Genomic DNA, 15,149 nt, shown 5'->3' on the forward strand with positions numbered 1-15,149 from the left:
TAGGTCATTGGTTATTATTTCCGGGGAAAACATGTTTTACAGCTTCCAGATATCCGTATTCCCAAACAGTGTCCGGTTCCAGGTAACTCCCTTCCGACCATTCGTTCCATGCGTTTAAGGTAATTATTTTGGGTTCGATGGAGTTGTTGTCGACAAACTTTTTTGCTTTAATCAGATACTTCTCAAACTTTTGAGGTGTGGAGTTATCTATGTATCCTGCTTTAAAAAGAAAACGAGGATTGGCGTCCCAGCTGATTGTTACATTTGGGAAATAGGTCATGGAAAAGTCGTTGTTGAATTTATCCCACATACCGGTGGATGCATCTCCCCACACTTCGTAATCTCCGTCAGGATTTTGCAGGTGAGCCCAACAATAGTTTGTTAAGCTTTTGAATCCGAAAAATTCCAGTACTTTGTTCTGACTCTCTATACTGTCTCCGGGTACCCCCACAAGGGTTGAGGGTAATGCTCCCCATAAAACAGCTTGCAAATGCAGTCCTGAAAATCCGGCCTCTTTCGTTTTCCGGGTGAAATAATCCAACGCCTCTTTGGTTTTTTCAGCCCCTCCTAAACCATGGATGAGTGTATTTAACTCGTAAATGCAGAAGACAGGTTCATCGTTTATCTTTAAATAGGAAGGTTCTTTAAAATAGCGTGAAATGACCCGGTCCACCACAATGTTAAATTGTTCCCTGTTCACTTCTCCATCCCAGATAACTGAATCTATATTGGGATTATCTACGTCCCAATATGTTGTTGCATCGTGATTGGCCCACATTAAGTAGAAGTTCATCCGATTGTTGTTCGCTTTTAAAAATCCATTGTTTACGGCATCCTCCAGGAAAGGTTTATTCTCGTACCAGTACCAATCGAAAATAAAAGTATTCACTCCGTAATCGAGTGCGGCATCAATCTTTTTGCCCATATCCTCCGGATCTGCCTCGTCCAGGTATCCCCATAAAGGGACTTTCGGTTGTTGATGGCCTTCTTCTTTAGGTACAGCATTATAAATGATCTCCCATTCCCCTTTTTTATCGGGGAACAGAAATTCAGCGCGCGGTTCGTAATGGTATGCCGGCCAGTAAAAGGCTGCCAGAATATATTCTGATTCCTGACCGTTGTTTTTCCTGTTGTTGCTTGTGCACGAAGAGATAAGAAGAGCAACCAAAAACAGGAAGAGATTAAGTGAAAATTTAAATGTTCTCATTTCCTTATACTATCATTAAATTAACTTAATGGAACAGTTGTAGAAGCATCAATTAAAAGTAAACGGACCGGACCAATCAGGCCTGATGGTATTAATGGGGATTCTCTTGTGAAATAATTATAAGTTGTGAAACAATATCTTCCTTTTGAAGGTCTTGGTTGGTTGTTCAAAAACCAATCCGGAAACTTTTTCATGTAACGAAACTTGCCGTAACCAAAGTCAGCCATACCCCATTCCATATCTTCAGGTTCCTGTTCATCTCCAATTAACCGGTTTGCCCACACATTCGTAATTTCAATTAGTATTTCGTTATTGTTCCTTTTTAATATTTCTGCAGGGATTTTTGTCATCCATGGATCACACCAGACTACTCCCAAATCTGTGCCGTTAACACGAACACGGGCAATGTGTTTGACATGACCTAAATCGACGAAAATATCTTTTCCCAAAAGCGTTTCTTCACAATCGAATAACTTGTGGTATGTAGCTGTACCGCTATAATATTTAATCCTCTTATCAGTATTTTCTGTCCAATCTTCCAATCTTGAAAAGAGGACTGGTCTCTCCGGACCACCCCATCTATGGTCAAAGGTTACCGACCAATCACGTGAGATGTCTTTCACAACCTTATGATTCGGGAAATTTTTAAGGGAAAGGGTTGAAGATTTATGAGACAGGGGTGTCCTGAATACAATGAAAAAACTCTGTGATGGTGAAAAATTGAGGGGTATATGAATTCTTCCATCTTCAATTGTGTACGCTGGTAAATCACGAATAGTGGTTGTGACAGGATCCCATAGTTCTGGTTTATTACCGGCATAAGGAAACGAACATATGACATTTCCCTGTTCCCGTGAAACATTGGCAACAAAAAAGAAGTGGATTGTTTGGTGGCTCCGTTGGATTGACTTCAGTGATATATTGCTTTCATTTGTGACTACTTTAAAAGCATTGGGGTCATCAACGTTCTTTCCGTAGAGTAACATGGCCTGACAGCGGTGCCAATATTTAAACATTGCTTTACCGTGTTCCCACCATGTTTGAGTATGGTCAAAATGTGTACCCCATTGTCCCATAGAGACACCGGGCTTGTATTTCTCCGCATAGGGTTGCTGCGTAAAACGGTGAAGAACGAATCGATTGATACCCTCACAAAAAGCCTCATCGCCAATTGCTTTGAGCCCGTGAGGTGTCTCTGACCACATACTCATGGATGGCTGGCCTGAAAAAGCTTCTGCTTCTATAAGATTTTGTCCGCTCTTCCTGGCAGCTTCGATAGTGGGTTTAACCTTGTAGGGAGTATATCGGTTATTCGTTGTCCAAAATTCTGTCATAACACGATCTACCTTCGGCAAAACATCTTCTTCTTTCCAGGGACCTCCATACGGTTCACTCGAGAAGATGAGATTGGCTTCGTGTAATTTTTTCTGAATGATAGAGAAATAGACATCTGCATGAAGGTCTCTCACTGTGGCATTAAAATCTTGCTTGAATTGTCTAGTCTTGATACTGTCTACAAAAATTTTGTCAGCAAAAGTCAATAGATAAGGCGTGAGATCGTATCCCCTTCTGGCATAAAATTCTTCTTTCATACGGGGTGTCCAGTTGGCGTTTCCTGCTTCATAGCTGTCGAAGTGAAAATGCGAGAAGGTATTACCAACAAGATCTTTTAGATGTTTCTTAGATTCACTGATAATGTGATCCAGATGAAAAGAAACAGCATCTGGATTCATTTTATCGCATTCAAATCCAGCTGCTTTCCATTGAGCTGGATAAATTAATGCCCCCATGGTAGTGTGTCCAAATCGATATATTGTCCATTTCCCTTCCGGTAACATGCAATCAACCGTATTGTTGGCATTCATTTTGTCTGTCAGATCAATGATTTGATCCGGGCTAACAGGTTTATTATCGTCAGGAATGGCTAAAAGAGCAATATCTTTGAAATAGGTGTTACGTTCCGGGATAACGGGCTTTTCCAATTTTCCGGTTTCCGGGTTGTGTACCGGACCAAGCATAACCGCTCTCGGGTCAACCGTGGGTTTGGGGATGTACAATGAGATGGGCTTTCCTCCCTCTGCTGCAGTTTCCGAATAACATATCTGCTGCATGGAATATTCAACAGGAATCCATTTTCCTCCACTTGTCTCATAGCCCGGGCAATTATTCATTCCAAAGTCCATCCCCAGTCTCTTTGATTCTTCGGCCGCGAACCGGACAAGTTCCCACCACGGTTCGGTCCATGCAACGATGTTTTTCTGAAAGGAGTTTTCGAAATCATATGCGAAAACCGTATTTACATCAGTTAAACTAAACATGGTTGTCCCGCCAAAGCCAGCCTCATGTAATGTTTCCAAGTCGCGAGTGATACCTTCTTTGCTGATGCTTGTACCCATCCACATCCACATGACTCTTGGCTTTGCATTCGCAGGTGGGGAAATGAACAAATCAACCAATTCGTCTGATAGTTTGGTATTGTGTTGATTGATTTGGAATGCAGTGTTCTCAGGGTTGGTATTTTGTGCGAAGATATTAATCAGCGATGCGAATATCAATGTTAAAAAACCAGATAATATCCTGATTATATGCAAATTATCTATTTTCATGTGTGTAATATTAATTATGATATTCAACGGTTTCAATTGTTACCGGTCCAAAAAGACCTGATGGCTGTAACTTACTTTTTGTATTGTAAGGATTGACAAAACTCCATGTTTCTCTCTTATGGTCAGGAAGTAGCTGGTCACCTATCAGTCGGTTCATCCAGTTGTTTACCACTTCTATCTCCAGTTCGTTTTGTCCCGGTTTCACCCCTTGGGTGATATCCAGCTTGTAGGGATAGGACCATACTCCCCCTGCATAATTACCGTTGATTTTCACTTTGGCCATGGCGGTCAGGCTACCTAAGTCTAACTCAATGGTCTTATTCCCTTTGTTATCAGGAGCTTTGAATGTAATAGAATAAGTGGCTGTTCCGGAATAGTATTTTATAGAATCATTCCGGGAGGTAGTCCAGTCGTATAGAGTATCAAACACTAGTGGGCTGGCAGGCCCTCTGAAAGCGGGATCAAAGGTGACACGCCAGGGTCCTTTCAGATCAGCAATGATTTCCGGTGTCGGATAGTTCTCTTCAAGATTGTTCATTACATTTTTTCCTGCTTTGTTCCTAAATACAATAAATACACTCTCGTATGGAGCTAGTTTCAGAGGTACAACCGTAGATTCTGTTTTGGCTTTGAATGCAGGAAGAGGCCTGATGTTACCGTTGTTCGTTTCCCACAGTTCTGGTTGTTTACCGGTAACCCTGAATTCAGGCTGGATCACTGTTTCTTTATCGGTCTGGTTGCTAAGGAAATAAATGTCTATTCCCTTCATTGTCCTGTGTCCGTAGTGGATGGAATTATCCTCAGGCAGTCTGCAGTCGGGGATCTGGTTGATGCTGCGAAAGACCTCCTCCAACGTTAATCCATCCATGATCCGTCCTTTTCCGTAGGTTCTTTCTTTCACCTTTATCCCGTCCACTTCGGCCCACAGCTCGGCAGCCGTTCTCATCACTTCCCGGTCAGCCTCCGGCTGATTCTGAAGGCTGGGTGAGCGGGAAGGGGCGGGGCCGTGAACTACGGCTCCATCCTGTACCAGTTGTTTAATTTTTTTGAGAAGCTCGGGCCTCATTGTTTCGAGTTTTGGCAACACCAGCACTTTATACTGTGTGCCGTGCGGTAAGGTGAGTTTGCCATCCTTTACTTCTATGTCCCTTAGAATTACCTCGGCATTGATGTAATCGAACTGGTATCCGACGGGCAGTGGTGGATCGGTGGTCCCTGTCATTTTAGGAGCATCTTCTCCAATAAAATACGCTACGTCAGCAACGTTCAGACCCTGCTGGAGCATGAAATTTACTCTTTTCAGGTATTGTATATACACGTCCAGTTGAGAGAACCATGTATTTTTCCGGTCGAATTCGTTTCCGAACCAGGCATTCACACCCGGATTCCTATCTTCATAGGGCTGCATGATATAGACGTGAAGCAGAGTGCTGTTGATCCCTTCGGCGAAGAAACGGTCGTTCCGTTGTTTCATTTTGGCGGGATAACGCGAATAAGCCGGCCCACCCGAGGTGTTTGATTCGGCTGATATTTTGTTTTTTCCGTAAATGTGTCCGGCCGAGGTTGCGGCTCTGTTTTCGATATCTCCCAACTCTCCCTCGCTCCAGAACTCACCGCCGATCTCATCGGATTGTCCTCCATACATCAGAAATTCCCCGGGAAATCCCCAGTGTCCGTAGTTCTCGAGCCATGTTCTTAGTCCGTGCTTGTGGCTGACATCCCTTAATCCGCCCACATAATCGTACGCCACTTTGTCTGCAATCATCCTCCTGATATCCCACAGGAACCTGTCCGATTCGAGTTGGCTGTTTACTACCACTCCTTCGAATACGGGTAGGAAAGGTACAGGGTTGTACCCGTATCTCTCCCTGAACTCATCGAGGAATCCATCGGTAAAGTTTTGTCCTCCTGTTTCGTAACTATCTTGTACTACTACTTTGAATGTTTTCCTGTCCTGTTCGGGTACCCTTCTTATGATTTCTCCTATAAACCTGTCGAAATGTTCAGCTACCCACTTTTTGCTCATTTTGTCCACCTCCAGGCCGGTCGCTTCAGGAGAAGCCGGGCTGTTTGTCACACGGGTTGTCGTCATCCCCATCCGCAGTATCCTCCAGTTTCCTTCAGGTACCTCCCAGTTTAGGGTTCCATCTGTAGAAAGAGATTCCGAAATATCGATTACCTGGTCTGTTTGAACTGCCAGGCTTCTGTCATCCGCTTCGGGTTGTTCCCGCCAAAGATAAGCATCCCAATAAGGCAGAGGGGTAGGGTGCATCTTGGCCAATGTCTTTTCGCTGTATCTTTCCACCTTAGGCAGGCCGCTGATTTCCACCTCGGCCAGGTTCAAAGGCTTGCGTATGTTTTTAAGCACCAGTTTAAAGCTTTGTGATGTTGTAGCCGGAATGGAAATCACGACTGGGGCGAAAGGTTTGAAGCCCACGTTCAGGCTTATGTTCGATCGGTTGACACTGAATTCCGAAACAATCCTGTATTCCCCCCTGTCGTCCTTAGCCTGAAAGACCGCTTCTACGGAAGCCGGTGTTTCGGCCAATGTAACGGTTACGCTTCTTGCCGTAAAAGGCTGCCCGGTATCAAACGTAATAGTAAATTCACTTGCCGGAGAAATTGATAGGGAAGTAGCTCCGTTTTTGTCAACAATCCTCGACAACTGTTGGTGGGAAGGAACTGAGCTTATCGTCGCGTTCTTGTCGTTTACATCCGGTTGAACGTTACCGGGCATCCGGTATGCCAATACTTTAACATCCTGAAAAAAATCGGCAGGCGGATCAATTTTTTGCGATAATTTTTTTGGCCCTTCCACCGTTAACTGGGAAGATGTAAGATACCGCATGGATTCTTCGGGTTTTATCCACGGCCCACCCGACTGGCTCCACCCGGGGGAGTTGAATATTCCTATTTCGATACCTAAGTCAGAGGCTGTCTTTAAAGCCAAATGCATAATTTCCCACCATTCTTCAGTAAACATTTTAACGTCTCCAGAAGGGAGGTCATTGAGTCCGATGTTGCCAATAAAAGCCCTGTTTATCCCCACTTCTTTCATGGCATGGAGGTCTTTAATAACCCCTTCCCTGGAGATGTTATCGGAGATCCAGTACCAGTAAACACTGGTTTGAACCGTGTCGGGTGGGGAAATAAAACCGGATTCCAGGGATTTTGATTGTTGGAGAATGGTCTCGGTATTATTCTGTTTACACGAAGTGAAAAGTAATAGAAAGAGAGAGAGAGAGAGGCCACATAAAATCTTTACCATGATGTTTTGCTTAAATATAAATCTACTTGATAACGTTTATTTCTTTCGGTGCATGAACGGTGGTATTTATCTTTCCGTCAGCCTGCTTTACATGTTTAACATAAACCTTTCCGTATGGGGTAGGGTAGTTGCCTTCGGCAAATTTCAGGTTCCCCAGGTTGGGTTTTATCCGGATTGTTTTGGCGCCGGGTTCTACAACCTTAATGCCTAAAACGTGTTCCGTCAACCAGGTAGTGGGTCCTGAAGCCCAACCGTGGCACAGGCTTCCCCTCAGCCCTACGTAACAGTAGTCGCCGCCATCTGCGTGTATGTCGTATTTTGATTCGGAAACCAATTCATCAATCCGGCCTGCATTTTTTCTTTCTTCATAGATGAAATTCTCCCAAAAAGTAGTAGCTCCCAGGTCCAGCATAGCACCCCAATAGTCCGAGATGATGTCCATGGCTTCTTCGTATTTTCCGTCTTTAGCCAATGCTTCCAGCATGTAATATCCGTAGAAAGTGGCAAAATCGGTTGCCCCGTCCTTCAATATCACTTTTGATGCAGAAGCGGAAGGGAGAACGTTGGCTATGGACAGCAGGGCGGCTGCCTGTTTGCTGTCCCGGTGTGAAGGGATGTATTTCTGCATGGAGGATAAGCTGGATAGGCACATCTTTTTTAGCGCCTCATCCTTTAACCAGCCAGCAATATCTTCTCCCGCTTTCAGGCTCATGATCGTCAGGGCTTGCAACCCGGAATGAATAACATCCTTTTTCTCTGACGTGGGCCAGTCTAAAAAGCGTCCACCGTCGAGCTCTTCCTTTCCGTTTGATACCCGGGCAACAATTTGTTGAATAAGGGCGTTCAAGTATGTTTGCTGTTCTTTCAGGTATGCTAAATCTCCCTGATGCAGGTATAAGTCCCGGTGAATAATAATCCACCATAAAGAATAGGAGGAGATGGTGTTCATCCATCCGGGTAAAGGAGTTGTGTCTCGGGCAAAATCGAGGCTTTTCCTGACCACTTCATTTTTCCCGAATACCGTGTTTATTGTCATCACCTCCGGATGCATGTCGCCGACCCAAACAAGCCGGTCGCGTTTAATCCCGTCCCAGAGGTACTCCTGCATGTTCAGATGGACAGTATATGCACCGGTTTCCCATATTCTGTTTAGCCTTTCGTTGTCGCACCTGAAGGATCCGGTATAAGGAATGTCCCGGTACCGGAAGATGGCCCTGACCGCCTTTAACGGAAGATCTTCGTTCAAATCCAACAGATCAATTCGTACGAACCTGAATCCTGAATTTCCCACTTCAACACTTCCCAGCCATGGCAACTCGATGATAAAATCCCTTAATGAATGATCGTTAGTGGCAGAATTCATTCCGGGAACAGAGTTGTCAATGCTGTTACTCATCGCTTCCGAGACCGATTCTCCCAGCCTTACCCTTACCTTTAGCGGTTTTTTGTTTCCCCTGATTCCGGCTGCTAGCTGGAGACCGCCATAGAGTTCCGTCCCAAAATCCAGTAAAACCGATGCCTGTTTATCTGTATCGGAACGCATGACGCACATTCCGGCACCGCTTGTGGATAGCTGACCGTCAAATTCTTTCAAAAGAACCTCCGGGTTTTTTACATGCTCTCCCGTTTGATCGGAAGACCAGACTAGTTTGGCGGGAGTGACGTAACTTTGAGTCATATCATCCTTTTGTAATCTGTTCTCAAAAGCGTTTTTCAAAATATTGTTTTGAGAAAACAGAGTGCTTGCTCCAAGCAAAATTATTGAAAACAGTAAACTCTTGATTTTCATTTTTAAATAATTAAATGTTTATTCCGTTTTTCTCGGATCCACTAACTGCGGCATCCAGACTTTAAAAAAGGGGTAGGTGCCCATTGTATTGCCAGCAGAAGCATAGTCGCATAAATTTACTTCAACGGGTTCTGCGTTGTATTCGGTATAAGCTTCGGGCAGGAACTTAGCGGAAAAAACCATCCAAGCATCGGAATTATGGTTTTTTTGGGGAGTTAAGTGGATAAATCCGTTCTTGTCTTTTATTGGAGCGATTACGGCTTCGAGTTTAGGGCCGGCCAACCTTTCGTCTCGCGTTAAGACAACAGGTCCGCGTGTGATAGCAACGTTTACCGGGCTTTGACCCGTATAATGGAGTTCCCCTTTCATATCCAATCTGATTTGAATCTTATCACCCTCTTTCCAGGTACGGCTGATTTTCAGGTAATCGCCCCGAGTCACCTTTTCAACCGGCTGGTCGTTGATTAAAACGGTTGACTCATCACTCCAAGAGGGAATCCTTAAGGCCAACGTCATGTTTTCAGCCGTTTTCATTTCAAGCGATATATTCACATTTCCCGAAACAGGATAATCCGTATGTTGTTTTACGGTAATTACATTTTTTTGGGGTGAAGTTGTTTGATAAGAACCTTCCATGTAGAAATTTATATTCAGGCCTTCGTTGCTCGACATAACTGCTGTTAAGGGAATAGTGAATAATCCGCGAGGCCCGCTGGCATTGCAGCAGTTCAATCCCATTCCACATTGCTCCGATCCGGGTAGCCTTTGGCCGGAAAGCGGTGTATATTTTGCCCAGTCAGACCCATCGGGTCTCATTGCTCCCAACAAAGCATTGTAATATGCCCATTCAATGGCGTCGGCATACTTTGACTCGCCGGTCAGCCTGAGTAATTGTTGATTGAATTTTATCCACGTAACGGTCACGCACGTCTCCTGATAATGCGCTATGGGGACGTGCTGGATTTTTTTTCCGGAGAACCAGGCTTCCATTGCCGCACCCGAACCTGCAATATTTATTTCGGTATCCGTAATGCTTTGCCAGGTTTGCTCTGCAGCTTTTTTGTAAGATTCTTTTCCTGTAATCCGGTAGAGCTCAAGCAACCCTTCGTAGCACGACATCATTTCATATGCTTTTTGTCCCTGTTCCCATCCGTACCAATTTTCAGCCGGTTTTGCAAATCGTTGACCCACAGGAACCGATGCTTTGGAAATAAGCTGAGGCCCTTCTGGCGTTTCCCATTGACGAACAATTTCTTCCGCAAAATCCAGATACCTTTCATTCCCGGTTCGCATGTAGAGCTGACAAACCGGTTCCAGGACAGAAGAGGCAGCCATACCTCTGTGGTTACCCATTTTTACAATCAGGGCATTTTTATCCGCTAATTCCTGGATAAGAAAATCTGCTTCTTTTGCAGCCGCTTCCAATGCCTTTCTGTCTTTTGATACATCGTAATAAGCAATTAAACCCAGCATAACGTATTTTCTTCCCCAGATATCCCACGCTTTCAACCGGCTTTCGGAGGCATAATTGCCAATGTAGCCTTCGGGAGTCTGTGTTGCCATCAGTTCGTACGCTGCATTTTTAAGCTTATTGATAAGTTGCTGGTCAGGGCGGTAGGAATAAGCCAGTACGGCTGAAGTGAACCATTTGCCCCAGAATTCGCTCTGCCAGCAGCTGTACTCATCGTGGATTGTGAACGGACGGATCAACCGGTGAGCATCCTGTGCCAATACCCGGTTGTTGAAAGAAGCATCAAGCTTTTCTCCAATATGGCCTTCAATATTTGCCGTTGTTGCAGGTGAAAGTTTGTCCTGAACAGCCGATTTTACTTTTTTTTGGGGAAATAAATGAAAGCTGCTGAAAAACAAGATCAGCAACAGGTAATACTTCATGAGAATAAATTTTTATTGTAAATCTCAGTTATCTATTTTTCTGTTTTCATTCCATGAATCCAGCGTTTAGGTCCCTATACCAGACTTTCCCTGGGCAAAGCTAAGAAAAATTGCGAAGGAAAGCCGGTAAAAGGCACTAAAAACAGTCGTTTCATGAGTTGTTTACTGCAATCTCTTTTTGAAACTGTATTTTCCGCTTTTCACGGCGGTGTAATTGGTTTCCTGAGGCAGATATACTTTTGCTTCGCAATTAATGGGAACCTCGATATCCATTTCGAACTGGCCGTTATCCACCTTCCAGTCCACCTTGATGGTCCCGTATAAGGTGTTGTAAGAGGCGTTTACATACGTTAAGTCACCTACGACCTGCGGCGCGATTTTGAAGTTCTTGAATCCGGTGTATGCGTTTTCTTCTACATCAATACCTGCCAACGACCTATAGAACCACTCTTCTATCTGTCCCATCATAAAATGATTCCACGAAGCGCCTTTTCTCGGATCCCAAAGCTCCGTAAGTGTGGTGGCTCCAAACTGAAGCTGGAAGCCGTAACCTGGAACTTCGTTGTGGTTATGCATCTTGTACATCACTTCATTCAATCCGTTTCTTGCCAGTGCCTGAAACAAGTATCGGTTCCCCACATCACCGGTGGAGAGTCTGTATCCTTTTTCTTCGATATCCTTGACCAGGTTGTCGAGGACCGATTGTTTGTCTTGGGGGTTAACCAATCCTGCAAACAAAGGCATGGCGTTGGATGCCTGGCTTCCGGTTCCGTACTGTTTGGTGTCTTCGTTGAAGAACTCCTTGTTAAAAGCGGTTCTTACCTCCTCCCGGAGATTGGAATAGAATGTTATGTCTTCTTTTTTACTAAGCATCTCGGCCGCTTGCACCAAATAATCAATCACCATGAAGTAATGAGTTGTTGCGGATAATGAGATGCGGGTATTGTGTGATACGCCATAAGGCTGATCTTCCCGGTAATCGCACCAATCGCCCAACCCGTGCGAAACGATGTGGTCTTTTGCTGTTGTGGTTAGGTAGTCGACATACCTTTTCATAACATCGTAATATTCAACTATAAGCGAGTTGTCTCCGTAAAACTCGTAGTACATAAACGGGAAAATAACGCTGGCACTTCCCCATTCGGGGGAGTCCCGAAATCCACCGTTGAAAACTACGTATTCGGGAGCAATACTTGTTACCAAACCGTTCGGTAACTGTGCATCGCGAATGTCCTGCATGATTTTAGGAGCAAACCTGGCCAAGTTGAAATTATAGTATAACCCGGGTCCATTCAGGTGCACTTCTTCCAGCCATCCGAGTTTTTCCCTGTGCGGACAATCGGTAAATACGGCTTGCATATTGCTTTTAATGGCATTCACAATCAGGTTGTGCGCGTTATTGAAGATCTCGTTGGAAGAATGAAAACTACCTGCCGGTTCGGCTGAGTTATAAACAAAACAGGATTTTATCGCTTTTATGACCGGAATATCCCTGTTGTCTTCCGATTCCGATAACTTGGCTCCATCAACTTGGATATACCGGAACCCGTAATAGGAAAAACGGGGTTGCCAGGTCTCTTCGCTTTCTCCTTTTAGTGTATATTCGTAGTAATAGGGCCCGCCAGACTGTGTTTGATTTATACTGCCGTCGTCGTTTATCCGTTCGGCAACGGTCAGACGAATTTTGTCACCCCGTTTTCCCTTTACGGTAAAGGCCGGATATCCGGAGAGGTTTTGTCCCATATCCAACACATACGATTCACCTGTTTTCATACTCTCTTTAATGGAGAAATATTCCATTTCCCTTACAGGGGTTGAAGTTTGCGGTTTTAACTCCCCATTAGGAGCATTATCCACAACAACAGGAAGCCATTGTGAATCATCAAAGCCAGGCGTGTCCCATCCCGGTTGTTCAAGACGCGCATCGTAATCTTCTCCACCATACATACTGTTAAAGACAATGGGGCTGGGAGAATATTTCCAGTTTTCATCGGATATGATCTCTTCTTTTGTGCCGTCTGTGTAGGTAATGGATATTTTTAGGAACAGGGTAGGAGGGCCGAAGCTTACCTGCATTTTCTTGTATCGTCCGCCTTGCTCGTTGTAGAATCCGTTTCCGAGGAGCACACCTACGGTATTATCTCCCTTTTTTACTCCCTCTGTGAGGTCGTATGCGTTGTAATAGACGGTTTTGTCATAATCACTCCACAGCGGATTGTACTGGTCGTTACCGATTTTCTTTCCGTTTAATGAGAGTTCGTAGTGCCCCAATCCGCTGATGTAGATAATTGCATCCTCGATCCGTTTTTGAGCTTTAAAAGACTTACGTAAATAGATGCTTCTCCTTGACAGAGGATCCGTCTCTCTCCATAGCTGTCCTTTTTCGGAGGAATCAGGTACATTGTGGTAGTTTCTTCCACCCGGAAGATTGGAGTCCTCTCTCTTTATAGCACCTATCCAAAGGGCATTAAGCTGCTTTTTATCGGGAGCGATACGAAAAAATGATTTTTCACTCCAGGACGTGCTTTTGTCGTTGTTGTCCCAGATGCGAACCCGCCATTGATATTGTTCTCCAGCACCTAACTGGTCTTTTCCCGTGTACGGGATATGCTGGCTTTCGTCGGACTGAATTTTTCCTGATAACCAAACGGTGTTGCCTTTAATGTCTAATATCTCCAGCTCGTAAGCCGTTTGTCCAAATCCATTTTCCGTTGAATGTAACTGCCATCCGAAGCGTGGAGTTTGTTCTTCAACCAGTAATGGAGATTCTTCATATTCGCATACCAGCCTGCCGAAACTTACACGGCCGGATGAATTATTCAGACTACAGCCGAAATTGATTGCAGCAATAAGCAGAATTAAGACTTTTTTCATGAGATTGTGTTTTTATTTTTTAGAAATTTCCTGGCAAACATTTACCATGGGGATATTTAACAAGAATGCCACTTTTTCAATTTTGTGCGCTATATGTCCAACCCCTATAGCACAATGGTGCGATGGCCCGTATTTACTCCAACTGTTTACGAAATCACGAATATTACACGGAAAGCTGTAACGGCTGTTTGTGTTACCTGTTTCCAGGATGGGCCCTTCAACGGAGTCGCCTTCAGCGACCAGCAAGAAGACCGAATCTTTACCCTCAACTACCGAAAGCAAAGTAACAGGCCCTTGTTTTACCGACATCTGAATGGATAGTCCATTGCCCGGTTTCCCGTGATACACAGGCAAAGGAACCAGCTTGACACGACCTTCGGCGATGTTGAAGTGAGCGGGGCCGTCGTGTCCTAAAAACACCACGTTGTCTTTAAAATCCATAAGATAGAATTCGGAAAAAGATCCTCCGGAGCCTAATTCGCTCATGATTTTCATAGCATGTGCGTTTTTTACTTCACACTCTCCTGCAACAGGAATACTTCTGCCCGTGAGCAATGTGTTTCCTGCAATCACAGAGGTAATGATATTCTCGTAGTCATTTCCCGTCTGCCCTTCGTAATAATATGCCAATGAGCCCAGTTGATATGTTTTCACCAGTTTATCCAGCGCTACGGAGGTTTTTGCCGCACGTTCAATTTCTTTCGGATCACATTTCCGGTCAATATCGAAAACAGATTCAAATTCCGCTATTTTTTCCGTTATTTCACCGGGAGAAATATTATCGCGGATTTTCTTCAACTCACACATTTCCAACATCTCGAAATGAGTGCCGAAAGTTACACTTTGTCCGGTTAAATCGGTATACACATCGAGCATCCCTCCGTAATAATTCCCCAATACACCCATCCTGTTGTTTTGCAATGCTTTAACAGTATTTGTTGCATCTATCCATCCCCTGATTTCATTCCAGACACTGCCTTCATTCAGGTATCCCGTAACAGTGTGGTATCGGGTTTCAGCCTTATTCATCACGCAGGCAATTTCCGGTATGGCGCACGCCTGACAATGTTCAAGCCATATTCCTGTTTTTTCGGCGTAGTCGTCCAAGGCATTGAATTTTTCATAATCCAAACTTCCTACCGGTTGCAGGTTAAGTAATATAAAAGGAACCTTTGATTGTTTGGCAATCGGGAGGACAGTAGAGGACAAAGCATAGGTGGATACAAAAAGGAAAATCAGATCAACATCACTGTTGTTCAGTAACTTTGCCGAATTCTGTGCCTTGTCAATATTGTCGACCATGCCGGCATCCACGACTTCAGCGCCAAAGCTCTCTAATTTGTTTCTGATTTGATTGTGGTAACCTGTGAGGTTATTAAGCAAGGCGCCAAATTGTCCCCAATAGGTGTCCAACCCAACGCTAAACAAACCAACTTTACTCATATTTTAATTTTAAATTTATGTAAATAATATAACTTTCGCATGTGTAACGGTAACAGTAGTTACGACATG

General features: G+C 44.3%; 7 protein-coding genes. All 7 read right to left on the reverse strand.

Going from position 1 to position 15,149, the window contains the following annotated elements; genetic code table 11:
- Positions 1–4: 4 nt before the first annotated feature.
- Positions 5–1,207 (reverse strand): glycoside hydrolase family 99-like domain-containing protein, encoded by a 1,203-nt coding sequence (locus AACM02_RS06945; RefSeq protein ID WP_214063719.1) that lies wholly within the window; start codon positions 1,205–1,207, stop codon positions 5–7.
- A 20-nt stretch (positions 1,208–1,227) separates the two neighbouring features.
- Positions 1,228–3,813 (reverse strand): glycosyl hydrolase, encoded by a 2,586-nt coding sequence (locus tag AACM02_RS06950; protein WP_339116475.1) that lies wholly within the window; start codon positions 3,811–3,813, stop codon positions 1,228–1,230.
- Positions 3,814–3,823: 10 nt separating this feature from the next.
- On the reverse strand, positions 3,824–7,081 hold the full coding sequence (locus tag AACM02_RS06955) for a glycosyl hydrolase (RefSeq protein WP_339116476.1): 3,258 nt from the start codon (positions 7,079–7,081) through the stop codon (positions 3,824–3,826).
- 22 nt (positions 7,082–7,103) lie between these two features.
- Positions 7,104–8,759: an alpha-L-rhamnosidase C-terminal domain-containing protein gene (locus tag AACM02_RS06960; protein ID WP_332457374.1), complete on the reverse strand. Its 1,656-nt coding sequence runs from the start codon at positions 8,757–8,759 to the stop codon at positions 7,104–7,106.
- Between the two features lie 129 nt (positions 8,760–8,888).
- Positions 8,889–10,763 carry a beta-L-arabinofuranosidase domain-containing protein gene (locus tag AACM02_RS06965; RefSeq protein WP_339116477.1) on the reverse strand — a complete coding sequence of 625 codons (1,875 nt, stop codon included), beginning with the start codon at positions 10,761–10,763 and terminating at the stop codon, positions 8,889–8,891.
- 162 nt (positions 10,764–10,925) lie between these two features.
- Positions 10,926–13,637, reverse strand: coding sequence for a glycoside hydrolase family 78 protein (locus AACM02_RS06970; protein WP_339116478.1), 2,712 nt, complete (start codon positions 13,635–13,637; stop codon positions 10,926–10,928).
- Positions 13,638–13,649: 12 nt separating this feature from the next.
- Complete coding sequence (locus AACM02_RS06975) at positions 13,650–15,080, reverse strand: L-fucose/L-arabinose isomerase family protein (RefSeq protein WP_339116479.1); 1,431 nt, start codon at positions 15,078–15,080, stop codon at positions 13,650–13,652.
- Positions 15,081–15,149: the final 69 nt, after the last annotated feature.

Origin of the sequence: Petrimonas sp. (genome assembly GCF_963921705.1) — a bacterium.
Lineage (GTDB): Bacteria > Bacteroidota > Bacteroidia > Bacteroidales > Dysgonomonadaceae > Petrimonas > Petrimonas sulfuriphila.